We start from the raw sequence: 24,352 nt of genomic DNA, 5'->3' as shown, positions 1-24,352 counted from the left end.
TGGCTGTCGCTAGACGCTGGCTTTTTTTCATCGCGTATTTTCATCGCGTAGTTCGCGGCGTAATACCTTGCCGACATTCGTTTTGGGCAGTTCGTCACGAAACTCAATGTACTTGGGCACTTTATAGCCCGTTAACTGCTCTTTACACCAGCTACGCAGCGTTGCAGCATCTAGCTGGCTATTTTTGGACACGACAAACAGCTTGATGACTTCTCCGGCATCTTCATCCGGCACGCCAACCACCGCTGCTTCAATAATATCTGGGTGAGAGGCGACGATATCTTCGACTTCATTGGGATAAACGTTAAACCCGGACACCAAGATCATGTCTTTCTTGCGATCCACAATGCGGATGTAGCCATCGTCCTGAAGTACCGCAATATCGCCGGTGAAAAACCAGCCATCGCTATCAATGGACTTACGAGTTTCATCTTCACGCTGCCAGTAGCCCTTCATTACCTGAGGGCCCTGTACGCAGAGCTCACCCGGCTCGCCTAGTGCTACGTCATTACCTTCAGCATCAATGACTTTCACAGCGGTGCCCGCGACGGGCTTGCCGATGGTGCCAAGCTGAATGGCATCGGTTGGATTAAAGCTCACAATGGGCGAGGTTTCTGTCAATCCATACCCTTCCGCAATCGGGCAGCCGGTGGTTTCCTCCCAGCGCTGAGCTGACGTCTTTGTTAAAGCCATCCCACCGGAAATCGTCAGTTTAAGCTGGGAAAAGTCGAGCTGTTTGAAATCATCCCGGTTGCATAGCGCGTTAAACAGCGTGTTCAAACCGATAAACGCGGTGAACTTAACTTTTTTGAGTTCTTTAATAAACCCATCGAGATCACGCGGGTTGGTAATCAGCAGCGAGTGATTGCCCGATTCCATCAAGAACAGGCAGTTAACCGTAAACGTATAGATGTGATAAACCGGTAGCGGCGCAACCACCAGCTCCTGACCTTCTTTTAAGTGCGTACCGATCGCCAGCCGTGCTTGCAGCATATTAGCAATCAGGTTGCAGTGCGTGAGCATCGCCCCTTTGGGCAAGCCGGTAGTGCCGCCGGTGTACTGCAGTGCAGCCAGATCATCCTGGCTTCGGCTTACCTCGGTATACTTTAAGGAGGCGCCCTTGTTCATGGCATCGCGGAAACTGATCGCTTTAGGCAACGAGTAAGCCGGTACCATTTTTTTCACGTGCTTGACCACAGCGTTAATTAACCACCGTTTGGGTAAGCCGTGAAGATCACCAAGCTCGGTCACCAGCACATGTTTGATGTCGGTCTTATCAACCACGTTTTCAAGCTTTTTAGCCATATTGGCTAAAATCAGCACGGCCTTGGCACCTGAGTCCTTAAACTGGTGGGTCATTTCCCGCTCGGTGTAAAGCGGGTTGGTATTTACCACTACCAAACCTGCGCGCATAGCTCCGAATACAGCAACCGGGAACTGTAAAACGTTAGGCAGCTGGATGGCTATTCGATCGCCAGGCTTAAGGTCAGTCTCGTGCTGAAGCCAGGCCGCAAAGTCGGCGGATAGACGATCAAGGTCGGCAAAGGTTAGCGTTTTGCCCATGCAACTAAACGCAGGCCGTTCCTTATGACGGCTGACAGCAGCATTAAAAACGTCCGTAATGGAGTCGTACTGATCCAACCCTTCAAGCTCAGGGCCGCGTAATATAGGAGCTGTGGCGTGTTCGCTCATGGGCAATCTCCGCTATCCATGTCGATGATATTACCGACCTTGTTATTGTCGTAAGGTGAGAGAGCCAACGATATACGACGCGCAGCATGCTGTAAAACGATCGCTTGAAACTTGTGTTTAAACTTTAGCCATAGTGATCGAGTCGTACGCCACCCTCTCAATGTCTACTTAGTAATGTAGCGACTATTGGCCTTAAGGACAGTATTGCGCCTTAATTTCTCCTTCATGCCAGACTAATAGCTCGCCGGGAACCATTCGCCCCCACGCTTCATTATGGGTTAACGGTTCGGTGGCAATCACTGACACCACGTCGTTGGGCGTTGTATGCTCGGCAAAGTTAACCGTTATTTCCGCATCAGAGAGTTCGGCATCACCAAACGGGGCTCGCCGGGTGATATGCGCAAGCTTCGTGGAGCAGTAGGTGTAGAGATATTGACCATCGGAGAGCAGTAAATTAAACACCCCCAATGCTCGTAGCTGCTCGCAAAGGCCATGCAGCGTTGTCCATAAGGCATTGAGGGATGCTGGCGGGGTCGGAAAAGCATCACGCAATTGGCCCATCAACCAGCAAAAGGCATGCTCGCTGTCGGTATTGCCAACCGGCGTATATACCCCCAGAGGCAAACCCTGCCAGTCGCTTAGCTGGCCGTTATGCGCATAGCACCAGGGGCGTCCCCACATTTCACGGGTGAAAGGATGTGTATTGGCCAGACGCACGCCACCGACGTTAGCCTGTCGGATATGGCTAATCACTACGTTGGACTTAATCGGATAGTCGCAGATCAAGCGGGCGATAGGGGAATCAACCGACGGGTGGGGATCGCGAAACTCCCGGTATCCGCCCTCTTCATAGAAGGCGATACCCCAGCCATCGCGGTGCGGACCGGTACCGCCACCACGATGCAAAAAGCCTGAAAAGCTAAAACAGATATCGGTCGGAACGTTGGCGCTCATCCCCAGCAGCTCACACATAGCAACGCTCCTTCTCGGTGACCATCAACATTAACCGATAACCGGTTCGCGCCGACGCGTGGGCTGAGGATCATCTTCCACATCCTGCTTGACGCGCTTGGCGGGCGGCGTGCTGGCCGGCCTGCGCCACCACCAGAGAGCAATGCCGATCACCGCACCAATTGCCACGCCGACGATCAGGCAGAGCAGGCCACCGGTGATTGCGCTGGCGTTATGCTCTAAAAAACCTACCGCGGCAACCATCGCCGCTGGCGCCCACCCGGTATAGAATTCACCTTCTTCTATGAGGGGCAAGCGGAAAAACGCTGGCGCCCACATGGCTCCCCCCACACCCCATGTGATCACTAAACGTGGCAAACGCGGTAGGAACGCCAGGGCAAAATAGACAGCCACTAACACCAGCAGCGAAATACCGTAATAACTTAGCCACAACAGTGACATTGAATTTACAAGCAGCATAATACCTCTCATATGGGTGTACGCACCCGACGTTGATTTCCCGCTATGGTACCTATCAATTTATGAAAGCACAGCCAGACACGCTCTCAGGTTCTCCCGTCGCGCGCTATTATCGCGCTAATGACCCCAAATGGCACTGGCTGGAAGCACGCGAGACGCCTGATGTCAGCGCTTTTTTGGAAAGCGCTAATCAGCAGCAGGAAAAATGGTTTGCCCCACTAGCGCCGTTGGCCGAGGCATTATACAAAGGCCACCTGGCGCGTCGCGAGCTTTCCGTCACAAGCCTTGAGACACCGCTTGACCACTATACGTTCTGGAGCGAAACCGGTTCTGAAGACGACTACCCTCGCTGGTGGCGTTACCTCAATGGGCACCCAGAGCAGCGTGAATGCTTTTTTGACGTTCAGGCTCGCGCCGTCGATGAAGAGTTTTATGAAATGGGCGATATGGCCCTTTCGCCGGATGAGCAGTGGCTCGCCTGGACAGAAGATACCCAGGGCGACGAACGCTATACGCTGTGGATCAAATCGCTGCCGAATGGCCAACCGCAGGCACTGATCAGCGATATAGGCGCCGGTCTGTGCTGGGGTGAGGATCAAACTGCTGCCTCGGCCACGCTGTTTTTTACTCGCTTTGACGCAACCCAGCGCCCCGACAGCATATGGCGGGTATCACTGCCTTTTGAGGCGCCTGAAAAGCACGCCGAGCCCGCGCTTGTCCTGCGTGAAGACGATACTGAATTTTGGCTCGGCATCGGTAAAACACGCTCACGTCAGTGGCTGTTAATTGAAAGCGGCTCCAAAGATACCAGCGAAGTCTACGCCCTGCCGGCCCAACAGCCTACGGCGGTGCCGCTCTGCGTTCAGCCCCGCCAGGCAGGCGTTGAGTACAGCATTGACCATCGCCCCGGCGCCTTTTACCGGGTACATAACCAGGCAAGCACACATTTTCAGCTTGATTATCTGCCTGAATCCGCGCTGGGCGACACCAAAGCGCAGTGGCAGCCGCTTATCGAACCGCGTGACGACGTGACCCTGGAAGGCATCGATGCCTTCTCCTGGGGGCTTATGATCGCTGAGCGCGATCATGCTCAGGCACAGGTCGTGCTGCGCCGCTGGGTGCTGGATGCGCACCAGCATCGCTTGCTTGATGAGTATTTGGACCTTCCCGAACAGCCCTGCTCCCAGCTACTCGAAGATGCGCCGCATTTTGATACCCAGATACTGCGCCTGCGTGAGGAGTCGTTTACGCAACCGCCCAGCTGGTTTGCACTGGACCTTACCAGCGGCGAACGGACGCTTCTAAAGCGCGCACCGGTTTATGGCGCCCTGACACCTGAACAGCTGGTAAGCCGTCGAATCTGGGCAACCAGCTCTGATGGCGAACAGGTGCCGGTATCCATTGTAATGCGCGCGGACCTGGCTGATCAGCCGCTGCCCACCCTGCTATATGGCTATGGCGCCTATGGGGAGGCACTTGACCCGTGGTTCTCGATTGCCCGCCTTGAATTACTGGAGCGTGGCGCGGCCTTTGCCGTGGCCCACGTGCGCGGGGGTGGCGAACGGGGTGAGCCCTGGTACCTGCAGGGTAAAATGGCCCATAAAGAGAACAGCTTTAATGACTTTTTAGCGGCCCGGGATGCGCTGGTGGAAACCGGTATTAGCGATCCTGACCGGATAGCAGCCTATGGCGCCAGTGCAGGCGGTTTGCTAGTGGGCACCTGCATTAACCGAGCACCTAAGGCCTTTTGTGCGGCTTTGCTGGATGTACCCTTTCTGGATGTTTTGCGCACCATGCAAAACCCTGACCTTCCGCTGACCACCGCAGAATACAGCGAGTGGGGCAATCCAGAAGAGCCCGAGGTGGCCGAGCGCATCCAACGCTACTCACCGATGGACAATATCACCGCCCAGCACTACCCGGCCCTATGGATCGAAGGCAGCTGGTTTGACACACGGGTGAGCTACTGGGAGCCGGCCAAATATTACGCGCAGGTAACGCAACACCAGCAAGGCAGTGCGCCCATTCTGCTGCATACCGATATGAGCAGCGGCCACGGCGGGGCGTCCGGCCGATTTAAAGCGTGGCGCGACACCGCCCGCCAAGACGCGTTTATTCTTTGGGCATTGGGCTTAGGCGCTCTCTAAGCACAAGCTTCAAGGCGTAAGCATTCAAACACGTTGCGGCTCAGGGAGTTGAGCCGCCTATCAAAAGAACAATCGCTTTAGGCAGCCCTTGCGCTGCTTTTTATTCTTTGAAAATACTTTCCATAAAAATAATCCTGCGCCATACTATACCTTAGTAGCATAAAACATTAGTCGTACAAAACATTAGTCGCATAAACTTATGTCTAGCACTGGAGTAGAGCATGAAGCATCAGGAAAACTTCCCCACCATTTGGGATACGCCGCTTAAGCAAGCCAAACCAGCTAAAAACACAGCCGCTCAGCCTCCCGCATCGTTTAAGGACGTATTTTTAACGATCTGGAATAGCGCTAAGCGTAAGTCAGCTGCCTAACTGTCAGGCCAGGGAGGGCGTTATTTAAGACATTGATCAAGTGCCTGCCTACATCGGCAGTACGGCGATAATGTGAGACTCCAGCGCCCGTTCGGGCACGTCATCCTGAGAAACGGCAAAGCCACGCACGCTAACCCCTTTACGGTGTACGCGCTCTGCATCGTTGCTCAACAGCGGGTGCCAACCGGCGAGCTTTCTGCCCTCTTCAACCCGCCGATAAGCGCACGAGGCAGGCAGCCAGGTAAACTCTTTAACCAGCGCGGGGGTTAATTGGGTGCAGTCCGGTACGCTTTTAAAGCGATTCTCGTAATCACTGCACTGGCAGCTTTGAATATCCAAAAGCCGACAGGCAACGTTTAATACCGCAAGCTCCTGGGTTTCATCATCGTGCAGCTTTAACAGGCAGCACTGGCCACAGCCATCGCACAGCGCCTCCCACTCTTGTGGGGTTAGCTCTTCCAGCGTGTAACGCTCCCAAAAGCGCTCGCGCATTGTGGTTTCCATCATGACTCCTCTCTTTGCGACTTATCGCACTGGGCATTACGCCCTGAACTACTTAACGTGGCACTTAGCGCTGGCCATAAGCTCTGAAAATCTGCTTCCAATAAAGCGTAGTCGCGGTGCAACCATGGGATGAGCTCTGCCAACCGGTTAGGGCCTGAAAGCCGCCGACCAAGCCCCGCTACCGCATTACAGGTAAACTCAAAATCAGCGTAGTTTCTTAACCAGTCGTGTTCGACCAAATAGGGCACCATGGCCTCAAGGCGATTGGGCGCAGACCTTGCCGACAGCAGGTCATAACAGCGAGTCACAAGCTTTTGCTGCTCGTCACGCCCAGCTTTATCGCGTGCCAAAAAATGATCCCAAACGATATCCAGGGCAATGCCCGCATAGCGGCGCTTGCCTTGGGGCGCCCGCTGTTTGGCACCCAGCACGCTGGGGTGCTGATCCACCCAGGCATCAACCTTGCGGTGATGACGAATACCGTATGCCACGTCAGACGTCCAGGCGCTTAGATCACTGCCTTTGACGCCGTCGGCAACAAGATTTCCGTACAGGAAATCATCGTTGCCGCTTGATGCCAACCACGCATGGGCAAGAAAATTCACGGCAAACCGCTACTGCGCCGAGCCGCGCGCGCTCTGCTGCGCCCGATGCACGTCGAGTAGATAGTCCTCTTTAGCGGGCGGCATCTGCAGATAGAACCCCTGGGTCTCAATCGCGCTGATCACGTCTTCGGTGTTAACGCGTGCAAGCTTTTTATCCGCCGTTAAAATCATCGTTAATACCGCAATTGGCTTACCGAACGTTGCCATTAACGCTTCAGGTACGGGCTTTACCCCCTGGCGCTTATCAACGTATAGGTACATCTCTTCTTTACGCGAGCTTTTGAAAATCTCGCAAAGCAGCTTGTCACTCATTTTGACAACTCCTCAAGCGCTTGGCCCAACGCATCCGCCAGACACTCTCCCCGCCACCCTTCGGGTAGCAGCAGTGGCTGCCCAGCCATATCCTGCATTACCAGCGCTTCGATATCACGCCGACGCATCAGCATTTCTGAAGCCATTCCCAGCTCGCCCGCCTTGGCGTTAATAACACTTTTGAGCGCTTTGAAGCGCTGCTTAAACGCCGGCTGCATCGGGTCAGGCCAACGTTCTGGCAAGTCACTCTCTTCGCCGTGCTGCGCCTGTTTAACCAGCCCTAACAGCGTATCGCCCTCTTTCTTGACCAGCATCGGCTTAAAGCCTTCCACGTTGGCCAGGTCATAACGGCTTTTAGGCATCGCTTCAGCAGTCGCGAACAGGAGCTTGTCACTGATCAGCCAATTGCGCGGTAAGTTACGGCGTCGTGTCTCTCCTTCACGCCAGATGGTCATTAGGCGGTAAGCTTCCACCTGACGTGCATTCAGCCGCCACAGCTGACGGTTACGCATATACCACTGACCATCAGCCTCGACGCTGCGCCCCGCCTGATCTATCAAGCCAGTACACTCTTCACTCAACCAGCGGTAGCGCCCTAACTCTTCCAATCGCTCAGCCTGAAGCGCCCAGACTTGAAGCAGGTAGATAACGTCCAGCGCCGCGTACTCGCACTGTGCAGGCGTTAAAGGCCGCTCCAACCAGTTTGAACGCGTCTCCTCCTTGGGCAAAGTTTCGCCCATCCAGAATTCAACCAGCTTCTGGTACCCCATTGAAGGCATTTCGCCGAGAAATCCTTGAGCTACCTGGGTGTCGATCAGCGGCGTGGGCAATACACCTGCCCAGTGCTGGAATACTTCCAGATCTTCACTACAGGCATGCAGCAGCTTGATCGCACTGTTTTGCAGGAGCTTACGAAAAGCAGGCGTGCAGGGCGTCGCCAGCGGATCAATCAAATACGCAAGCTCACCGGCCGCAAACTGGATCAATGCCGGTACCGGGAAAAACGTATTTTCACGGAAAAACTCGGTATCCAGGGCGATAACAGTGGCATTGGCCACTTGCTCGCAAGCCGCATCAAGCGCCTCGGGGCTGTCAATCCATTGGTATAAGGGGGAGGCTAGAGAAGACAAAGCATACTTCCAGGTTGCTACAACCGCGATTGCGCTTGCAATGTGGGGTGGGGTTAATCACTGGTAAAAGGCTGACGCCCATTAAACGCTCGGCTTAGCGTACCGCCGTCGACGTATTCAAGCTCTCCCCCCATGGGAACACCATAGGCCAAACGTGAAAACCGCACACCGTAGTCAGACAGCTGGGCGGCGATATAGTGCGCCGTAGCCTCGCCTTCAACAGTCGGGTTGGTCGCCAGAACGATTTCTTCGATATGGCCTTCCGCCACCCGCGCTTCCAACTGCTCAAGGCCAATGGCGTCGGGGCCGATACCATCCAGCGGCGATAGATGACCATGCAGCACAAAATAACGCCCCTGAAAACCACCCGCTTCTTCGATCGCCAACTGGTCTGCTGGCGACTCAACCACACAAAGCAGTGCATCATCGCGACGCGGCGTTTCGCATATGGCGCAAATATCCGCTTCCGTCAGCGTACGGCAGCGTTGGCAATAACCGACTTCATCGATAGCCTTTTGGATGATCGATGAAAGCCGCTGACCACCTGCCCGTTCACGCTCAAGCAGATGCATTGCCATGCGCTGGGCCGTTTTAGGCCCAACGCCAGGCAACACACGAAACGCATCCATCAGCTGTTCAATAAGAGGAGAGAATCTCATTCTTTAGAACGGCATCTTAAAACCAGGCGGTAGGTTCAGGCCTGCCGTGGCTTCTTCCATTTTCGCTTTAGAGTTTGCTTCGACTTTACGTACCGCATCGTTGACAGCGGCTGCCAGCAGATCTTCCAGCAGCTCTTTATCTTCTTCCATGACGCTTGGGTCAATCGTCACCTGGCTTACGTCATGACGACCGTTCATGATAATTTTGACCATGCCTGCGCCTGCCTCGCCGTGTACTTCTGACTGGGCAACCTCTTCCTGGACGCGCTGCATTTTGTCCTGCATTTCTTGGGCTTGCTTCATCAAGTTGCCCATTCCACCTTTAAACATGGCGCGCTCTCCTAGCGGGTTAAATACTGACCTGTTAAAACAGGTATTGGATTAAATGCTAACGCTTTGCAGTCGCTGGCTTGACGGTCGATTCAATGAGCGTTGCGCCAAACGCCTGCTGTAATTTCTGTATATTGGGGTCGTGGTTCAAGAGATCAACGGCCTGCACATGCCGCTCTTGATTAAGCCGACCCTCACGCTGACGAGGCGTTTCGCTTTGCGTGGAAAGCTCCGCGACCACAAACACTATCCGACGCGGCATTCCCTGTTCGCTCAATGCCCGCTCAATACGCGTCTGATGAACCTCTGCCTGCATGGCTTCCTGGCTTGGATCCAGGCGCAGCGTCAGGGTTTTACCATCGTCGCTCTCTAAAAGGCAGTTGGCGGCAAGGCTACGCGTTAATCCGCCCAACCCCAGAGAATCAAAGCATAGCAGCCATTTCGCATGATCAAGTAACTGATCCGCTACGTCTGCAATCGACAGGGTCTGCTCTTCTGTCGGCGCAGGGGCTTTTACTTCTGACGCAGACACGGCTGGTGCGTCGACAGACTCCGACGCGGCTTCTTCAGGCTGCGGCGCTACCATCGCTTGTGATACGGGCTCAGGCTTAGGCTTAGGCTTAGGCTCAGGAGCTGGAGCTGGAGCTGGAGCTGGAGCTGGAGCTGGAACAGCGTCAGGCTCAAACGCAGATTCCTGCTCCATGGCTGCCGCCTGGGCGACGTCATCAAGTGACCAGGGCGGCGGCATTTGATTGTCAGCGTTAGACGCCGCAAGATCGGGCGGCTCGATGCGGCTCTCAGGCTCAGCGCTTGTCTCTTTCAAGCTTTCTTTCAAGCTCTCTTTCAAGTCGGCGCCTTCATCAGAGCCCGGCTGTTGAGTATGTTTTTTTTCGATATCAGCCGAGGCTGGGCTGGCACTGGCAGCGTCGGTGTTGCCGAAGTTGCCTGCATCAGGTGCCGCCTTTACATCCGGCTTAACCGGCGTTTCAGTTTCAGCTTTATGCTCCGCTTGAACGTTATTACTAGCGGGCAACGGAGCAGACGATTGGGCAGGCGTACTCGCTGGTGCAGAACCAGAACTTGTCGGCTCAGCGCGCAGCGGTAGCGGCGTGCGCGGCGGCTTGGGAACGCCTTGGGGCCGAAACGCCAGCATGCGCAACAGAGTCATTTCCAGCGCGCTGCGCAAATCGGGGGCGTGCACCATATCGCCTCGCCCCTGAATGCCAATCTGGTAGTAAAGCTGAATATCCTCAGCGGTAAAGCGGCTGGCCAGCTGTAAAATTGCTTCCCGGTCGCCGTGGCTGTTATCAACAGCGTCCGGCACCATTTGGGCGACAGCAAGCCGGTGCAAAATGGCCGAAAGCTCGTCCAGCACGGCGGCAAAGTCAGGGCCCTGCTCAGCAAGCTGGGCGACTTCGGCCAAGAGCTGCTGTACGTCCACATCGGCCAGCGCCCCCACCAAGGCTAAAATATGCCGGTGGTCGAGCGTACCCAGCATGGCCGCCACATCGACATGGCGCACGGCGCCCTGACCAAACGCAATCGCCTGGTCGGTCAAGCTCATGGCATCACGCATGGAGCCTTCAGCCGCCTTGCCTAATAGCCATAGCGCGCTTTCATCAAACGCCACGCCCTCTTCACCCAGCACATAGGTTAAGTGCTCGACAACGCGCTCGGGGGGCATATGTTTAAGCGTGAACTGCAGGCAGCGTGAAAGCACCGTTGCCGGGAGCTTTTGGGGGTCGGTAGTTGCTAATAAAAATTTAACGTGAGGCGGTGGCTCTTCCAGCGTTTTCAACAGCGCATTGAAACTACTGGTGGAGAGCATGTGCACCTCATCAATCAGGTACACCTTATAACGCCCTTGGGTAGGCGCGTACTGGACGTTATCCAGCAGCTCACGCGTATCTTCAACCTTGGTGCGTGAAGCTGCATCGACTTCGATCAGGTCGACAAAGCGCCCTTCATCAATCGCTTGGCAGCTATCGCATTGACCGCAAGGCGTTGAAGTAATGCCTTCATCACCACGCCCTTTGGCCGTGCAGTTCAAACACTTTGCCAATATACGGGCCAAGGTGGTTTTACCCACCCCACGGGTGCCAGTAAATAAATAGGCGTGATGAAGACGGCCTTGGTCAAGCGCATTGACCAAGGCACGCTGAACATGGGCCTGACCCACGAGCTCGTGGAATGTACGTGGCCGCCACTTACGGGCCAGAACCTGATAGCTCATTGAGCAATGTTTCCTTCGGCGGGCTGTCCTGATGGTGCATTAGTTCAATACAGCAGGTGCCACAATGCGTGATAAAACGCCATTCTAGCGGCTACGCCTCAGCCCGCCAACCGCCCGAGCAGGTAACCCGGGCATCGTCATCAGGCGTTCTGCTCGCCGCCTTCGACGTTAGCACGCTGCGCGGCGGCTTTAACCAGCGTTTCCAGCTCACCGCTTTGGTGCATTTCCATCACGATATCGCATCCTCCCACTAGCTCGCCTTCTACCCATAGCTGCGGAAAAGTAGGCCAATTGGCAATTTTGGGCAGCTCTGCTCGAATATCGGGGTTATCTAAGATATTAACGAAGGCAAAGCGCTCACCGCAGTTCATTAGCGCCTGAACGGTCTGAGCTGAAAACCCACACTGCGGCAGTTGGGGCGAGCCTTTCATATAAATCAAAATGGGATTTTCGCTAATTTGGCGCTGAATATTTTCGGCTGTTGTGCTCATGTGGATACTCCTTAAGTAAAGAACTAGCGCGACGCAGGTAAGTATACGCAAGAAATAAAACGCAGTTCATTCAGGCGTCTGTCACCTACCTTAATACCCGAGTGCGACACTCGGCTTTAATCTTTGGACGCCATTCTACGCGTGCCGTTCGCGTTGCGCATCCCCCGCTGCCTCGCTAGGATGGTGTTTTTGCGCGGAGAGAAGCAACCATGGCGACACGCCATTTCCTTACCCTACTGGATTTGACGCCCGGTGAACTGGATTATCTGATTCAGCGTGCTATTAAAATTAAAACCGACCTTAAAGCTAACGGACCGGTTTACACTCCACTGCCTAACCGTACGCTGGCGATGATTTTTGAGAAGTCATCCACGCGCACACGCGTCTCGTTTGAAACCGGCATGGCGCAATTTGGCGGACACGCGCTGTTTCTGTCTCCGCGTGATACTCAGTTGGGTCGCGGCGAACCTATCGAAGATACCGCGCGGGTACTTTCTGAGATGGTCGATGCCGTCATGATTCGCACCTTCTCTCACGCTGGGCTCGAAACATACGCCAGCGCCAGCAACGTTCCCGTTATCAACGCATTAAGCGATGATTACCACCCCTGCCAGCTGCTCGCCGACGTAATGACCTGGACCGAACTGCGCGGCAGCGTAAAAGGCCGCACGGCTGTCTGGATTGGCGATGGCAACAATATGTGCCACTCATGGATTAACGCGGCCCGCCAGTTTGATTTTAAGCTGCGCGTTTGCTGTCCGAAAGGCTATGAACCACGCGCAGACATTATGCAAGCGGCCGGAGATCACGTCACGCTGACGCACGACCCACAGGCTGCCGTTCAGGACGTTGACCTGGTTACCACGGATGTGTGGGCTTCCATGGGTCAGGAAGAAGAGCAAGCCAAGCGCGAAGCAGACTTCACTGGCTTCCAAGTAACGGAAGCCATGCTGGATCAGGCGAAAAGCGATGCGCTTTTCTTACACTGCCTGCCTGCTCACCGCGGTGAAGAAATCAGTCAAACGCTGCTTGAAGACCCGCGCGCCGTAGTATGGCAAGAAGCTGGAAACCGCCTACATGCTCAAAAAGCGCTGATCGAGTTTCTACTGCTGGGCCGCATCGACAGCTAAGTCTTTTTATTGGCTAGCCGCTGCACACACTATGCTAGCGGCTAATCAAAACGACTTATGGCATGAACTTATAAATTCATGTCATTAATTGGGCATATACAAAAAGCCTCGCTATGAATAGCGAGGCTTTTTGATTGTATCTTGGTGGAGCCTAGCGGGATCGAACCGCTGACCTCAACACTGCCAGTGTTGCGCTCTCCCAGCTGAGCTAAGGCCCCTTCAACCATCCTGGCGGACAGCGAGCGAATACTATTATGAAATTAGATCGAGGTCAATCCTCCGTTCAATTAAGTCCTTACTAATTCTCCTTTATACTTAGCTGTGGCACTCTATGGGGCAGCGTCAAAGGCCATCGCCTGAGCCCACTATGTTTTCATGCAGGAGCTAGCCCCTTGATCAACGTTCTAATAGCCGATGATCACCACCTGGTGAGAACCAGTATTGCTCACCTGCTAAACGAAGAAAGTGATATTAAAATTATAGGCGAGGTCGACGATGGCGAAAGCGCAGTCACTCAGTGCCGCCATTTGAAACCGGACATAGTGCTAATGGATATACGCATGCCCGGAATAGGGGGACTTGAAGCCACGCGCCGCATTCATCGCACAATGGAAGATGTCAAGGTACTGATCTTAACCGCGCATATGGAAGATAGCGTGCTACGACGCATGCTTGAAGCCGGTGCTTCAGGCTTCTTGAGCAAGGGCGCTGATGCAGCGGAAATGACTGATGCGATCCGCCAGGTTTTCCATGGCCGTCGCTACGTCAGCCAGGAAATTGCTCAACGCCTGGCACTGGCGCACTTTACCAACGAAGACAATCCGTTTAGTCATCTGTCGCATCGTGAGCTGCAAATTGCCTTGATGATCGTCAACTGTCAGCGTGTGCAGGACATTTCTGATCGCCTGCATTTAAGCCCTAAGACGGTTAATACGTATCGCTACCGGTTGTTTGATAAACTACAGGTAGCCACTGATGTGGAGCTAACCCATTTAGCACTGCGCCACGGTTTAGTGGAAGGCTTTGACGGCAGCCAGGGATAAACCTAACATCCTTAGCCACTTCTCGGCGCTCGATACGGTGCAATGACATTTAACGCAAAGCAGTTTTTAAGCTCGGTAAGCACCTCGCCCGGCGTTTACCGAATGCTTGATGAAAGCGGCAACACTCTTTATGTAGGCAAAGCGAAACGCTTAAAAGCACGCCTTGCCAGCTATTTTCGTGGCCAGTTAAACACCAAGACACAGGCAATGGTCGCGCGGATTGCGGATGTACAGATCACCGTAACCCGCAGCGAAACCGAGGCCCTGCTGCTTGAGCAAACGCTTATCAAGGAGCTGCGCCCGCCCTACAATATTTTATTGCGGGACGACAAATCCTACCCATTTGTTTTCGTGACCGACCGCCACGCCTACCCCAAGCTTGAATATAAACGCGCACGCCAGCGTCGCGATGATGGTCGCTACCTGGGGCCATACCCCAGCAGTGGCGCGGTGCGCGAAAGCCTTTCGCTAATGCAAAAAATCTTCCGTATCCGCAACTGCGAAGATAGCGTGTTTGCGCACCGCTCACGGCCGTGTTTGCAGCACCAGATTCAGCGCTGTAGCGCTCCCTGTGTCGACTATATCGCCGAAGAGGATTACCGGCGCGATGTCGAGCATGCCATCATGTGCCTGGAAGGCAAAAGCGAGCATGTCACCCAAGCGCTCACCCAGGCGATGGAAGCGGCCAGCCAAGCGCTGGATTTTGAAGAGGCGGCCCGTTTTCGCGACCAGATACAGCAGTTGCGTCAGCTACAGCAGCGCCAGTTTGTCGATAATGAGAGCGGCGATGCGGACATTTTCGCCCTTGCCCAACGCCCTGGCGCCATGGGCGTTTCCGTATTAAGCGTTCGAGATGGCCGCATGCTGGGTGCTCGTCACCATGCACCTAAGAATGGTCTGGATCTTACCCCGGAAGCCCTACTGACCGACGTCGTCAGCCAGTACTATTTTGGCCAGCCGCATAATGTTCCCAGTGAAGTCATTACCAGCCACACCCTGGACGATAGCGAGCTGATTGCTGACGCTTTGACCGAACAGGCAGGCAAACGTATTCGCGTTACAAGCCAGGTGCGCGGACATCGCGCCCAATGGCAGCAGCTCGCCATGACCAATGCCGAACAGCAACTGGCATCTCAGTTGGCAAACCACACCCAACTGACCCAGCGCTTTGCTGCCCTTCAAAAAGCCTTGAAGCTTGAATCAATGCCCGAGCGACTTGAGTGCTTCGATATCAGCCATAGTCAGGGCGAAGCCACCGTGGCCTCCTGCGTGGTGTTCGATCATCAGGGCCCGCGCAAGAGCGACTATCGCCATTTTCGTATTGAAGGGGTGGCGGCTGGCGATGATTATGCCGCCATGCAACAGGCGCTTACCCGCCGCTTGAAACGTGTTCAGAGCGGCGAAGCCATAGCCCCGGATATTTTAATTGTCGATGGTGGTAAAGGTCAGCTCAACATGGCTCGCGAGGTACTTAATGAGCTCGCTATCAGCAATATTATTTTGTTAGGCGTGGCCAAAGGCACAACGCGTAAAGCGGGACTTGAAACACTGTTTCTGGAAACATCGGATAACCCTCTGCCGCTGGATCCCGCATCCCCAGCCCTGCACCTCATTCAGCATATTCGCGATGAATCACACCGTTTCGCCATTGCAGGACACCGCGCCCAGCGCGATAAAGCCAGGCGTACTTCTACCCTGCAGGACATTCCCGGCATCGGCCCTAAACGGCGCCGTGAACTGCTGCGCTTCTTCGGCGGGTTACAGGGCGTCCAGAAGGCCAGCCGTGCCGAGCTATCGCGTGTTCCAGGGATCAGCGCCGCGCTGGCAGAGAGTATTTATCTGGCCCTTAACGGATAAACCCGCTTTGGGCATAGATGCTGCTCGCCAAGGGGGATAGAATGTCCCTACCCTACATTTCGAATTTAATGACTCTCCGGTAAGGATCGCCGCCCGCGATGAATATTCCCAACATACTTACACTGGCAAGAGTTGCCTTTATTCCACTCTTAGTGGTGCTGTTCTACCTGCCGTACAACTGGAGTATGCCACTTGCTGCGGGCCTGTTTGCAGCGGCTTCAGTGACCGACTGGCTGGACGGCTACCTGGCCCGTCGCTGGAATCAGTCAACGCCCTTTGGGGCTTTTCTAGACCCAGTGGCCGATAAATTGATGGTGGTGGTGGCGCTTGCGCTCCTGATTGAACGCTACGATACACTCATCCTGACCTTACCTGCGCTCGTCATCATTGGCCGTGAAATCGTTATATCCGCCCTACGCGAGTGGATGGCAGAAATGGGTAAGCGCGGCCTAGTGGCGGTTTCCTGGGTCGGCAAGCTTAAAACCACGCTACAGATGGTGGCCCTGCTGATTCTTCTGGCGCTGCCACCCGCGCATGAAATCGCCCTGCTGGGTGTAGTAGTGCTGTACGTCGCTGCGGCCATGACGCTTTGGTCAATGATTCAATATCTCAAAGCTGCCTGGCCTCATCTTAGCCGCTCCATGTAAGCAGTTGATTACTCGGGCGTGATGTTTAAGACATTGTTGATTGACAAGCTCGCAACGATGCGTATAATTCGCCCTCGAGTCGAGCGGGAATAGCTCAGTGGTAGAGCATCGCCTTGCCAAGGCGAGGGTCGAGAGTTCGAATCTCTTTTCCCGCTCCAACTTGGATAGTGCGGTAAGCAGGTAGGGTCGAAAGCTGAGGCGTCAGTCCGATGGAGCGCCAGCCCGGTCAAATCTCTTTTCCCACTCCATCGACTTTTTAGGCTGGATGGCAGAGTGGTTATGCAGCGGACTGCAACTCCGTGTACGCCGGTTCGATTCCGACTCCAGCCTCCACTTTTGTGTTAAGTGCAAGATGCACCCACTGCACTGCCCGGATGGCGAAATTGGTAGACGCAAGAGACTTAAAATCTCTCGGAGGTAACTCCGTGCCGGTTCAAGTCCGGCTCCGGGCACCATTGCTTATATATCCCCAATGAATTTATTGTCTGCGAGATCACTTAGATCGGCGCGGATTTTTTTGCGTCTATACATCGTCAACGGCTAATGGCCACGCTATGATGCCTGCCTTTATGCTGCACAGCATTAGATAAAGAATAAGGAGCGGGCCGCATGAGCACGCCAACAACCAATGTATTAATTATTGGCGGCGGTGTCGCAGGATTAACCCTCGCCCTGGAAGTCGCCAATCACTTATCAGTCACCTTGGTAAACCCAGCCCACGGCGATAAAGGTGCAAGCCGCTGGGCTCAAGGTGGCATTGCCGCAGTACTCTCGCCCGATGATGACGTACAAGCGCATATACACGATACACTGGTAGCCGGTGATGGCCTATGCGATGAACAGGCCGTTCGCTTTACCGTTACCCATGGCCCTGCCGCTATCCAATGGCTGATTAATGGCGGCGTACCGTTTACGCCAGACCCTGACCCCAATGCTCGCTACCCGTATCACCTGACCCGTGAAGGCGGCCATAACGCACGGCGTATTATTCATGCCAATGACGCTACCGGACGCGCGGTGGTGGATACGCTACTACAAAAAACCATAGCACACCCCAATATTACCCAGCGCCGCGATGTGACTATTTTAGGGTTATTACAAAATAATCAGGGGCACTGCGTAGGTGCCTACGGGGTTGATGACCATCATCAGTATCAAACGCTAACGGCGCATTACACGGTGCTAGCCACCGGCGGTGCCAGTGGGCTTTACCGGCATACTACGACACCCACCCCCAGTAGCGGCGAAGGCATGGTAATGGCGGCCGAACTTGGCGCCGACCTGATGAATCTAGAGTTTCAGCAGTTTCATCCGACAAGCCTTTACGACCCAGATGGTCCGGCTTTTTTGATCAGCGAAGCGGTACGCGGTGAAGGCGGTTACTTAATCAATGAAGCTGGCGAACGATTTATGCCTGCTTTAGATGAGCGCGCAGAGCTGGCCCCTCGCGATGTGGTCGCGCGCGCGATCGACACCCAGATTCAGCAAGGCACTCAAGGTCATGTATGGTTGGATATTCGCCATCTGGGAGAAAAAGCCATCCTTCATCACTTTCCTACCATTCTTGCCCACTGCGCCTCACGAGGCATTGATATCACGCAGCAACCGATTCCGGTAGTACCCGCCGCACACTATAGCTGCGGAGGAGTGGTAACGAATTGCGATGGGGCAACCAGCGTATCGGGGCTTTACGCCGTGGGAGAAATTGCCTGCACCGGCCTGCATGGCGCAAACCGTATGGCGAGCAACTCACTGCTAGAATGCTTGGTATATGCACGCAGCTGTGCAGGCGCTCTGCGGCAACTAAGCTTTGATACATGGCAAGCACCGGCTTTTGCCCCTGCAGAACCGCCTACTCGCCCGCTAACCGCTGAGGAACAGCGCCTTTTAACTCAATGGCGTCACGAGCTACGTGCCACGATGAGCCAGTACGTCTCGATTGTACGCAGCAATGCCGGATTAAGCACTGCCCACGAGCAGCTCACCTTGCTATCGATGCGGCTGGAAAACCTTGAGAAGGGACAGCGGCCGAGACGAGCGGAATGTGTATCGCTGCGCCACGCCCTTACGCTGGCACAACTAACCGTGATCGCTGCTCTAAGACGGCATGAATCACGCGGTCTGCACTACTCAACCGACTGGCCGGCGCAGCACCCTACCCCTACGCCCTCACGTTTGACTCTGGCGGACTTAGCGACCCGCACGGTGGCATAAACGGCGAAGCATTCGATGACTGTGGCGCGGCAAACTATCCGGCCACAGCCAAACTCGCTCAGGGCCAACCCATAAGCCGATCAGCCAAGGCCCAAGGTAATCGCAGCGCACTACCAGCTCCTCACTTAACTCGCCATAAGGCCGCTGCCAGTGGCCGTATAAGTGATCATCACGCCTGGCCAGATAAAGCATACCGCTTGCCTGAGCATAAAATGCGCGCCAAAGTAAAAAGCCCGCCAGAAGGGTAACGCTACTGCTTATCCATACACCCAGCCACCATCCCCTCAACGCACAGTAACAGAGCACACAGAGCCCAAGCGCCAGGCCAAACTGGAGTAACGCGGCAATTTTAGAGGGTGCGATAGGCAGAGTTATCGGTGTTTTCTGCATGTTCAACGATCATTTTCACAAGGCGCCGTAAAGCTGGGTCTTCCGGCCATTCACGGTGCATTAGCCAAACAAACAGATCTTGATCTTCTTCTGCGATTAGCCGCTCATAGGTAAGCCGATCATCTTCGCTAAGTGTATCAAAGCATTTTTCTAAAAACGGGATCAATAAGAGATCCAGTTCCCACATGCCGCGGCGTGAATGCCAGTATAGCCGTTTGCGCGTTATGGCTGCTGGGGATGCATCGTCGTTCAAGGTCAGCCTCTTTGATTGGTATAAATGAAACGCCAGTATACCTAAGCTAAAGGGTCGCGCCAGCGCCAAGCTTCGCCTATGCTGTTATTCAATCTAGTACCTTGTTTTATCTGAATTGTTTAATATCGATTTGCACAGTATGCTGAATCTGAGGTTATCGAGGTTAGTAGCCATCTACAGCCTTCACCGTTTGCAGGGAGCCAACCGATGACAAAATCTGAACTAATCGAACAAATCGCGATGCGTCAACCGGAGCTATCCGCCAAAGAGGTAGAAACGGCGGTCAGAATCATCCTGGATGACATGACCGATGCGCTTTCAAGTGGCGGACGTGTAGAGATACGTGGCTTTGGGAGTTTCTCACTCCATTTCCGCGAGCCACGCACCGGCCGTAACCCTAAAACCGGTGATCCAGTTGATCTAGACGGCAAATATGTACCCCACTTCAAGCCAGGCAAAGAGCTACGTGAGCAGGTGGATGCCAGCCGGGCATTAGGTTACTAACGCGAAGCATGGACTGCCCATGAAAAGACAATCTGTGTCTGTGGGATGACGTCGCGCCAAGACTCATACACAATAGGGCTATTCTGCGAACGTCACTGACTAGGAAACTCTCATGCGTTGGATTAAAGGGCTGATTCTTGCCATTATTTTGCTGGTGGTGCTACTGGTAGGCATTTTGTTTGCCGTCAACAACCAGCAAACGACTGCCTTGAATCTAATCTGGGTTGAATTACCGCCCGTCTCGCTCTCTGTGTGGTTGCTTGCAACCTTAACGTTTGGTGTGATCATCGGCATGTTAGCCATGATGGGCGTGTACGTACGGCTAAAAGCCAAGCTTGCACGTAGTGAGCGTCACAACAAACAGCAGCGCAAAGAGCTTGATCGTTTACGCACTCAGGAGTTCAAGGAAATAGCGTAAATGCATGATTTCATGCTGCTGGGGTTGCTGTTGGCAGCGATTGCTATCGGTTTTGGGCTGGGCATTCGCCACACCACCCGCCGCCGCCATCAAACGCCAGCAGCCCCCTCCTCGAACCTATCACGCGAATATTTTGTCGGTTTAAACTACCTGCTTAACGAGCAGCCTGATGAAGCCATCAATACGTTTATCAACGCTCTCGACGTTAATAGCGATACCGTGGATACGCATATTGCGCTGGGCAAGCTTTTCCGTACCCGCGGAGAGGCCGACAAAGCGGTCAGTATTCACCAAAACCTATTGGCCCGTCCGGCACTATCTCGCAGCACTAATGAGCATATTCAACTTGAACTTGCCCGTGACTTTATTGCCTTGGGCGTGCATGACCGTGCCCAGCGCCTGCTGCGCTCATTGCTTGAGCAGTCATCAGATGACACTTATCGCTATGCGGCTAAACAGCTTCTGGTCGATTTGCTGGAGCGCGAAAAGGAGTGGCAAAACGCTTTTGATGTGATCCAGCCCATTCTAAAGCAGCACCCGGGCATGCGGCGTCCTGCATCACACTGGCTTTGCGAACTTGCACAGGAAGAAATTGAGCAGTCCAGCCGCGCGTTAGCCAAAAAACATCTCAAAAAAGCGTTACTGCTTGATGAGCGCTGCATTCGTGCCACGCTACTCCTAGCAGACCTTGAGATGGATAACGGCCATTATGGGCGTGCAATAGAGCGTCTGGACCATATTCCTCAGCAAGACGCTGCCCATATTCCGACCATGCTGCCTGCTCTTCAGCGGGCGTATGTCCGCAACGATGATATCGCCGGCCTTGAAAAACACTTATACCGTCTGCTGGGTCAAGCCCCCTACACCAGCGTCATAATCATGCTGGGTGAACTTATCCATCAACGCGACGGCGTGGACAGCGCCATCGAGCGGACCGGCGAATGGCTGCGTGATGCGCCAAGCTTAGGTGGGCTGGATTACTTGTTAGATCTTTACCTTGAAAGCCAGCGGCTAAGCGGAAGAACCTCACCTGACTCGCGTCTGCTGCTGCTTAAATATCACACGGACGCCCTGCTAAAAGATCGTCCGCGCCATCAATGCAGGCGCTGTGGCTTTGCCAGCGACGCGCTTTCCTGGCAGTGCCCCAGCTGCCGTCGCTGGGGCACTATCAAGCCGATTACCGGTGTTGAAGGCGAGTAAGGGCTACTGAAGCTCGGCTTCTATAGCCGCCAGGGCTGCCATTGGGTCAGATGCCTGGGTGACTGGGCGTCCAATAACTAAGTGCGTGCTGCCTGCCTGCATGGCTTCACTGGGCGTCATGATGCGCTGCTGATCGTTGGCTGCGGCAAAGCTTGGCCGAATGCCTGGCGTGACTTTCAAAAATGATTCCCCGCAAAGCTCCTTCAGGCGCGAAGCCTCCTGTGCTGAGCACACTACTCCCTGCAAACCACTTTGCTGTGTCAAACGCGCCAAGCGCTCAACCTGCGCTGCCGGTGAACCGCTTAAGCCGATCTCCTGTAAATCACTCTCTTGCTGGCTGGTCAACACGGTAACCGCAATAAGATGGGTTTTAAAACCATGCTGAGTAAGCCGTTCTGCCGCGGCCTCCATCATTTTCCGACCGCCGCTGGCATGCACGTTAACCATCCAGACACCCTGCTCTGCCGCGGCCTGAACCGCACCCGCCACGGTATTGGGAATATCGTGAAATTTAAGATCCAGAAACACGTCGAAGCCACGCCCATGCAGCGCCTCAAGTACCGCCGGGCCGCTGCGGGTGAATAGTTCTTTGCCGACTTTCAAGCGGCACCGCTTGGGGTCAAGCTGGTCGGCCATACAAAGGGCGGCATCCAGGGAGGGATAATCAAGCGCGATAATCAACGGGGACTCAGACACAACATTACTCCAGACACATTTTCTTACATTATACCAGCCACACAAACGCTGCTTGTAAGCTATTTACTACATTTAGGCTAGTCAAAATCTTACAAACAGTGTCGTACATTGCTTACATCAAGACACCCCCTAACGCGATAGGTTAGTGAAGGCGCATCGCTAAAACATCGCTAAAAACAATGTTCGGCTTTGCTATACATCTTATATAAATCAAGGGACATTTCACTTAATGAATATGACATTGAAAAGCCTGTTAACCGCCGCAGCACTTAGCCTGAGTTTAAGTTTCGCGGGTACAGCACTGGCTCAGTCAGTTGCGCCCATTAACGTTAATTCCGCTAATGCCGAACTGCTCGCAGAGCTTCCCGGCATTGGCCCAAGCAGGGCCGAAGCAATCATTAAAGAGCGTGAGGCGAACGGTGAGTTTGAAAGTATTGATGACCTCACCCGGGTTAGCGGCCTCGGTGAAGCCACAGTAGACCGAATGCGTGACCAAATCACTTTAGACGAATAATAAATCCGAGTGACCAGAACAGCCCGGTAGCGCTTAGCCGCACCGGGTGTTTTTTTATGATGGATCATCCGCCACGTGGCGCTTTAAATCATCCAAAGTGTCATAAACCGATCCACCGACGTCGCTTCAAGCGCCTCCTGATCGTCACACAGACGACTGATTTTTTCGCAGAGAGAGGCTGGGAATCGTGTGGCTAAATGCCGCTCAAATTTCTCGACCAAGAGTGGCATTCCTTCTTCACGACGGCGCTGATGCCCTATCGGATACTCCACTGCGACCTTGTCGGTGGCGCTGCCATTACTGAAAAATACCTGTACGGCATTCGCGATAGAGCGCTTTTGCGGGTCGTGGTAAGCCGCTGAATAGTCGCTATCCTCCCCGACCACCATTTTGTCGCGCAGTACATCAATTAGCGGATGAGCCGCATGAAAGCTGTCTTCATAATGTTCAGCGGTCAGCGTACCGAAAATAAGTGGTACGGCCGTCATGTACTGCAGGCAGTGATCGCGGTCAGCGGGGTTAGCCAACGGCCCGGTTTTGGAAATTATCCGAAGCGCTGAGTCATGCGTGGTAACCACGATGCGCTCAATTTCAGCCAAGCGGTCTTTTACCTGAGCGTGTAAAAGCACGGCCGCTTCGCAGGCAGTTTGGGCATGAAACTCGGCCGGGAAAGCGATTTTGAATAAAATATTTTCCATCACATAGCACCCAAACTCACGCTGAAAACGCAGGTGCCGCTCTGCTTCAGGTTTAAGGCTCAGGTCTTTATTGCTATGACTAAAGGACACATCGTAAAACCCCCATTGCGGGGCGCTGAGCGCGCTGGGGATGCCCATCTCACCGCGCAACGCCATATCCGCCAGGCGAACGGCCCGGGAAGTGGCATCGCCAGCCGCCCAGCTTTTGCGTGACCCGGCATTCGGCGCATGCCGGTAGGTGCGCAGGCTCTGTCCGTCTACCCACGCATGGGAAAGCGCGGCCAGCAGCTGCTCACGCGTGGCGCCCATTAGCTTGGCAACTACCGCCGTTGAAGCCACTTTCACCAACAGCACATGATCCAGCCCTACCCTGTTGAAGCTGTTTTCCAGGGCCAGCACCCCCTGAATTTCATGCGCCATGATCATGGCGTTCAACACCTCACGCATCGTCAGAGGGACGTCCCCTTGGGCAACCCGCTTTTGCGACAGATGATCGGCAACCGCCAAAATACCGCCCAGGTTGTCAGAAGGGTGCCCCCATTCGGCGGCAAGCCAGGTATCGTTATAATCCAGCCAGCGGACAGTTGCGCCGATATCCCAGGCGGCTTTTACCGGGTCAAGGCGTAGTGAAGTGCCCGGCACACGCGCCCCAAATGGCACCTGGGTGCCTTCCACCAGCGGGCCGATATGTTTGGTGCATTCTGGAAAACGCAGGGCTAGAAGTCCGCAGCCCAGCGTATCCATCAGGCAGTAGCGGGCCGTGGACAGTGCCGCCTGCGAGGGCGTATCAAAGCTCAGCACATAGTCAGCGATTAGCTGTAGCTCATCATCGTATTCTGGCCGCTCGTTTATCTCTGCTGTGACGTTCATGGAGTCGCCTCCC

At 54.4% G+C, this 24,352-nt stretch carries 26 protein-coding genes and 4 tRNA genes; 14 read left to right on the top strand and 16 right to left on the bottom strand.

All coding sequences use genetic code 11. The annotated features are described in order from the left end of the window. Nucleotides 1-27 precede the first annotated feature (27 nt). From INT33_RS12790 to INT33_RS12780, 3 genes are all read right to left on the bottom strand, one after another. On the bottom strand, nucleotides 28-1,692 hold the full coding sequence (locus tag INT33_RS12790; protein WP_193092041.1) for an AMP-binding protein: 1,665 nt from the start codon (nucleotides 1,690-1,692) through the stop codon (nucleotides 28-30). Nucleotides 1,693-1,884: 192 nt separating this feature from the next. Continuing rightward, nucleotides 1,885-2,664, bottom strand: coding sequence for a class II glutamine amidotransferase (locus tag INT33_RS12785; protein WP_193092040.1), 780 nt, complete (start codon nucleotides 2,662-2,664; stop codon nucleotides 1,885-1,887). 30 nt (nucleotides 2,665-2,694) lie between these two features. Beyond that, a complete protein-coding gene (locus INT33_RS12780; RefSeq protein ID WP_193092039.1) occupies nucleotides 2,695-3,123 on the bottom strand; it encodes a hypothetical protein in 429 nt (142 codons plus the stop codon). Between the two features lie 62 nt (nucleotides 3,124-3,185). On the opposite strand from INT33_RS12780, the gene INT33_RS12775 reads away from it, so the two are divergent. Together INT33_RS12775 and INT33_RS12770 are read left to right on the top strand one after the other, a co-directional pair. Next, nucleotides 3,186-5,270: a S9 family peptidase gene (locus INT33_RS12775; protein ID WP_193092038.1), complete on the top strand. Its 2,085-nt coding sequence runs from the start codon at nucleotides 3,186-3,188 to the stop codon at nucleotides 5,268-5,270. Nucleotides 5,271-5,491: 221 nt separating this feature from the next. Further along, nucleotides 5,492-5,641: a hypothetical protein gene (locus tag INT33_RS12770; RefSeq protein ID WP_193092037.1), complete on the top strand. Its 150-nt coding sequence runs from the start codon at nucleotides 5,492-5,494 to the stop codon at nucleotides 5,639-5,641. Between the two features lie 48 nt (nucleotides 5,642-5,689). On the opposite strand, the gene INT33_RS12765 is transcribed toward INT33_RS12770, so the two are convergent. The 8 genes from INT33_RS12765 to grxD all read right to left on the bottom strand — a co-directional run bounded on the left by INT33_RS12765 (nucleotide 5,690) and on the right by grxD (nucleotide 11,905). Beyond that, nucleotides 5,690-6,145 carry a YcgN family cysteine cluster protein gene (locus INT33_RS12765; protein ID WP_018916803.1) on the bottom strand — a complete coding sequence of 152 codons (456 nt, stop codon included), beginning with the start codon at nucleotides 6,143-6,145 and terminating at the stop codon, nucleotides 5,690-5,692. Next, entirely contained in the window at nucleotides 6,145-6,750 is a 606-nt protein-coding gene (locus tag INT33_RS12760) for an acyl carrier protein phosphodiesterase (RefSeq protein WP_193092036.1), read from the bottom strand. The genes INT33_RS12765 and INT33_RS12760 overlap by 1 nt, the downstream gene beginning before the upstream one ends. A 9-nt stretch (nucleotides 6,751-6,759) precedes the next feature. After that, nucleotides 6,760-7,062 carry a YcgL domain-containing protein gene (locus INT33_RS12755; RefSeq protein WP_018916801.1) on the bottom strand — a complete coding sequence of 101 codons (303 nt, stop codon included), beginning with the start codon at nucleotides 7,060-7,062 and terminating at the stop codon, nucleotides 6,760-6,762. Next, the gene (rnd, locus tag INT33_RS12750) at nucleotides 7,059-8,192 is read right to left on the bottom strand and encodes a ribonuclease D (protein ID WP_193092035.1); all 1,134 of its coding nucleotides are present in this window, start codon (nucleotides 8,190-8,192) and stop codon (nucleotides 7,059-7,061) included. Before rnd ends, INT33_RS12755 begins: the two co-directional genes overlap by 4 nt. 53 nt (nucleotides 8,193-8,245) lie before the next feature. Next, nucleotides 8,246-8,851, bottom strand: coding sequence for a recombination mediator RecR (recR, locus tag INT33_RS12745; protein ID WP_192539732.1), 606 nt, complete (start codon nucleotides 8,849-8,851; stop codon nucleotides 8,246-8,248). Between the two features lie 3 nt (nucleotides 8,852-8,854). Then, nucleotides 8,855-9,181 carry a YbaB/EbfC family nucleoid-associated protein gene (locus tag INT33_RS12740; RefSeq protein ID WP_192539733.1) on the bottom strand — a complete coding sequence of 109 codons (327 nt, stop codon included), beginning with the start codon at nucleotides 9,179-9,181 and terminating at the stop codon, nucleotides 8,855-8,857. Between the two features lie 58 nt (nucleotides 9,182-9,239). After that, the gene (gene dnaX / locus INT33_RS12735) at nucleotides 9,240-11,414 is read right to left on the bottom strand and encodes a DNA polymerase III subunit gamma/tau (protein WP_193092034.1); all 2,175 of its coding nucleotides are present in this window, start codon (nucleotides 11,412-11,414) and stop codon (nucleotides 9,240-9,242) included. Nucleotides 11,415-11,554: 140 nt separating this feature from the next. After that, a complete protein-coding gene (grxD, locus tag INT33_RS12730) occupies nucleotides 11,555-11,905 on the bottom strand; it encodes a Grx4 family monothiol glutaredoxin (protein WP_192539735.1) in 351 nt (116 codons plus the stop codon). 209 nt (nucleotides 11,906-12,114) lie between these two features. On the opposite strand from grxD, the gene argF reads away from it, so the two are divergent. Further along, a complete protein-coding gene (argF, locus tag INT33_RS12725; RefSeq protein ID WP_193092033.1) occupies nucleotides 12,115-13,035 on the top strand; it encodes an ornithine carbamoyltransferase in 921 nt (306 codons plus the stop codon). Between the two features lie 142 nt (nucleotides 13,036-13,177). On the opposite strand, the gene INT33_RS12720 is transcribed toward argF, so the two are convergent. After that, a tRNA-Ala gene (locus tag INT33_RS12720) sits at nucleotides 13,178-13,253 on the bottom strand. 174 nt (nucleotides 13,254-13,427) lie between these two features. On the opposite strand from INT33_RS12720, the gene uvrY reads away from it, so the two are divergent. The 7 genes from uvrY to nadB all read left to right on the top strand — a co-directional run bounded on the left by uvrY (nucleotide 13,428) and on the right by nadB (nucleotide 18,796). Next, nucleotides 13,428-14,078, top strand: a complete 651-nt coding sequence (uvrY, locus tag INT33_RS12715) for a UvrY/SirA/GacA family response regulator transcription factor (RefSeq protein WP_192539737.1) — start codon at nucleotides 13,428-13,430, stop codon at nucleotides 14,076-14,078. Between the two features lie 42 nt (nucleotides 14,079-14,120). After that, complete coding sequence (uvrC, locus tag INT33_RS12710; RefSeq protein ID WP_192539738.1) at nucleotides 14,121-15,935, top strand: excinuclease ABC subunit UvrC; 1,815 nt, start codon at nucleotides 14,121-14,123, stop codon at nucleotides 15,933-15,935. A 98-nt stretch (nucleotides 15,936-16,033) separates the two neighbouring features. Further along, a complete protein-coding gene (gene pgsA / locus INT33_RS12705) occupies nucleotides 16,034-16,582 on the top strand; it encodes a CDP-diacylglycerol--glycerol-3-phosphate 3-phosphatidyltransferase (RefSeq protein WP_192539739.1) in 549 nt (182 codons plus the stop codon). A gap of 83 nt (nucleotides 16,583-16,665) precedes the next feature. Then, nucleotides 16,666-16,740: transfer RNA gene (locus tag INT33_RS12700), tRNA-Gly, on the top strand. Between the two features lie 101 nt (nucleotides 16,741-16,841). Then, nucleotides 16,842-16,915: transfer RNA gene (locus INT33_RS12695), tRNA-Cys, on the top strand. A gap of 35 nt (nucleotides 16,916-16,950) precedes the next feature. Beyond that, a tRNA-Leu gene (locus INT33_RS12690) sits at nucleotides 16,951-17,037 on the top strand. A 154-nt stretch (nucleotides 17,038-17,191) separates the two neighbouring features. Next, entirely contained in the window at nucleotides 17,192-18,796 is a 1,605-nt protein-coding gene (gene nadB, locus INT33_RS12685; protein ID WP_193092032.1) for an L-aspartate oxidase, read from the top strand. On the opposite strand, the gene INT33_RS12680 is transcribed toward nadB, so the two are convergent. Together INT33_RS12680 and INT33_RS12675 are read right to left on the bottom strand one after the other, a co-directional pair. Then, nucleotides 18,773-19,186 carry a protein YgfX gene (locus INT33_RS12680; RefSeq protein ID WP_225736293.1) on the bottom strand — a complete coding sequence of 138 codons (414 nt, stop codon included), beginning with the start codon at nucleotides 19,184-19,186 and terminating at the stop codon, nucleotides 18,773-18,775. The genes nadB and INT33_RS12680 overlap by 24 nt on opposite strands. Then, nucleotides 19,146-19,439, bottom strand: coding sequence for an FAD assembly factor SdhE (locus INT33_RS12675; RefSeq protein WP_192539402.1), 294 nt, complete (start codon nucleotides 19,437-19,439; stop codon nucleotides 19,146-19,148). The genes INT33_RS12680 and INT33_RS12675 overlap by 41 nt, the downstream gene beginning before the upstream one ends. Before the next feature lie 207 nt (nucleotides 19,440-19,646). Between INT33_RS12675 and INT33_RS12670 the strand changes: the two genes are divergently transcribed. The 3 genes from INT33_RS12670 to lapB all read left to right on the top strand — a co-directional run bounded on the left by INT33_RS12670 (nucleotide 19,647) and on the right by lapB (nucleotide 21,561). Beyond that, nucleotides 19,647-19,943 (top strand): integration host factor subunit beta, encoded by a 297-nt coding sequence (locus INT33_RS12670; protein WP_018916788.1) that lies wholly within the window; start codon nucleotides 19,647-19,649, stop codon nucleotides 19,941-19,943. A gap of 112 nt (nucleotides 19,944-20,055) precedes the next feature. Beyond that, a complete protein-coding gene (locus INT33_RS12665) occupies nucleotides 20,056-20,361 on the top strand; it encodes a lipopolysaccharide assembly protein LapA domain-containing protein (protein ID WP_192539403.1) in 306 nt (101 codons plus the stop codon). Beyond that, nucleotides 20,362-21,561: a lipopolysaccharide assembly protein LapB gene (lapB, locus tag INT33_RS12660; protein WP_192539404.1), complete on the top strand. Its 1,200-nt coding sequence runs from the start codon at nucleotides 20,362-20,364 to the stop codon at nucleotides 21,559-21,561. 3 nt (nucleotides 21,562-21,564) lie between these two features. Here lapB and pyrF read toward each other — a convergent pair whose 3' ends face one another. After that, nucleotides 21,565-22,257 (bottom strand): orotidine-5'-phosphate decarboxylase, encoded by a 693-nt coding sequence (gene pyrF / locus INT33_RS12655; protein ID WP_193092031.1) that lies wholly within the window; start codon nucleotides 22,255-22,257, stop codon nucleotides 21,565-21,567. Between the two features lie 229 nt (nucleotides 22,258-22,486). On the opposite strand from pyrF, the gene INT33_RS12650 reads away from it, so the two are divergent. Beyond that, a complete protein-coding gene (locus tag INT33_RS12650; protein ID WP_192539406.1) occupies nucleotides 22,487-22,771 on the top strand; it encodes a ComEA family DNA-binding protein in 285 nt (94 codons plus the stop codon). 83 nt (nucleotides 22,772-22,854) lie between these two features. On the opposite strand, the gene prpD is transcribed toward INT33_RS12650, so the two are convergent. After that, nucleotides 22,855-24,339 (bottom strand): 2-methylcitrate dehydratase, encoded by a 1,485-nt coding sequence (gene prpD / locus INT33_RS12645; protein ID WP_193092030.1) that lies wholly within the window; start codon nucleotides 24,337-24,339, stop codon nucleotides 22,855-22,857. Nucleotides 24,340-24,352: the final 13 nt, after the last annotated feature.

This window comes from Halomonas colorata, assembly GCF_014897985.1.
Taxonomy (GTDB): domain Bacteria; phylum Pseudomonadota; class Gammaproteobacteria; order Pseudomonadales; family Halomonadaceae; genus Vreelandella; species Vreelandella colorata.
This window is presented reverse-complemented; position numbering and strand designations above follow the sequence as displayed.

Excerpts from the sequence above, each read along its gene's own strand:
- INT33_RS12790 (WP_193092041.1), bottom strand. The coding sequence starts at position 1,692 with ATGAGCGAACACGCCACAGCTCCTATATTACGCGGCCCTGAGCTTGAA.
- INT33_RS12785 (WP_193092040.1), bottom strand. The coding sequence starts at position 2,664 with ATGTGTGAGCTGCTGGGGATGAGCGCCAACGTTCCGACCGATATCTGT.
- INT33_RS12780 (WP_193092039.1), bottom strand. The coding sequence starts at position 3,123 with ATGCTGCTTGTAAATTCAATGTCACTGTTGTGGCTAAGTTATTACGGT.
- INT33_RS12775 (WP_193092038.1), top strand. The coding sequence starts at position 3,186 with ATGAAAGCACAGCCAGACACGCTCTCAGGTTCTCCCGTCGCGCGCTAT.
- INT33_RS12770 (WP_193092037.1), top strand. The coding sequence starts at position 5,492 with ATGAAGCATCAGGAAAACTTCCCCACCATTTGGGATACGCCGCTTAAG.
- INT33_RS12765 (WP_018916803.1), bottom strand. The coding sequence starts at position 6,145 with ATGGAAACCACAATGCGCGAGCGCTTTTGGGAGCGTTACACGCTGGAA.
- INT33_RS12755 (WP_018916801.1), bottom strand. The coding sequence starts at position 7,062 with ATGAGTGACAAGCTGCTTTGCGAGATTTTCAAAAGCTCGCGTAAAGAA.
- recR (WP_192539732.1), bottom strand. The coding sequence starts at position 8,851 with ATGAGATTCTCTCCTCTTATTGAACAGCTGATGGATGCGTTTCGTGTG.
- INT33_RS12740 (WP_192539733.1), bottom strand. The coding sequence starts at position 9,181 with ATGTTTAAAGGTGGAATGGGCAACTTGATGAAGCAAGCCCAAGAAATG.
- dnaX (WP_193092034.1), bottom strand. The coding sequence starts at position 11,414 with ATGAGCTATCAGGTTCTGGCCCGTAAGTGGCGGCCACGTACATTCCAC.
- grxD (WP_192539735.1), bottom strand. The coding sequence starts at position 11,905 with ATGAGCACAACAGCCGAAAATATTCAGCGCCAAATTAGCGAAAATCCC.
- argF (WP_193092033.1), top strand. The coding sequence starts at position 12,115 with ATGGCGACACGCCATTTCCTTACCCTACTGGATTTGACGCCCGGTGAA.
- uvrC (WP_192539738.1), top strand. The coding sequence starts at position 14,121 with ATGACATTTAACGCAAAGCAGTTTTTAAGCTCGGTAAGCACCTCGCCC.
- pgsA (WP_192539739.1), top strand. The coding sequence starts at position 16,034 with ATGAATATTCCCAACATACTTACACTGGCAAGAGTTGCCTTTATTCCA.
- nadB (WP_193092032.1), top strand. The coding sequence starts at position 17,192 with ATGAGCACGCCAACAACCAATGTATTAATTATTGGCGGCGGTGTCGCA.
- INT33_RS12680 (WP_225736293.1), bottom strand. The coding sequence starts at position 19,186 with ATGCAGAAAACACCGATAACTCTGCCTATCGCACCCTCTAAAATTGCC.
- INT33_RS12670 (WP_018916788.1), top strand. The coding sequence starts at position 19,647 with ATGACAAAATCTGAACTAATCGAACAAATCGCGATGCGTCAACCGGAG.
- INT33_RS12665 (WP_192539403.1), top strand. The coding sequence starts at position 20,056 with ATGCGTTGGATTAAAGGGCTGATTCTTGCCATTATTTTGCTGGTGGTG.
- lapB (WP_192539404.1), top strand. The coding sequence starts at position 20,362 with ATGCATGATTTCATGCTGCTGGGGTTGCTGTTGGCAGCGATTGCTATC.
- INT33_RS12650 (WP_192539406.1), top strand. The coding sequence starts at position 22,487 with ATGAATATGACATTGAAAAGCCTGTTAACCGCCGCAGCACTTAGCCTG.
- prpD (WP_193092030.1), bottom strand. The coding sequence starts at position 24,339 with ATGAACGTCACAGCAGAGATAAACGAGCGGCCAGAATACGATGATGAG.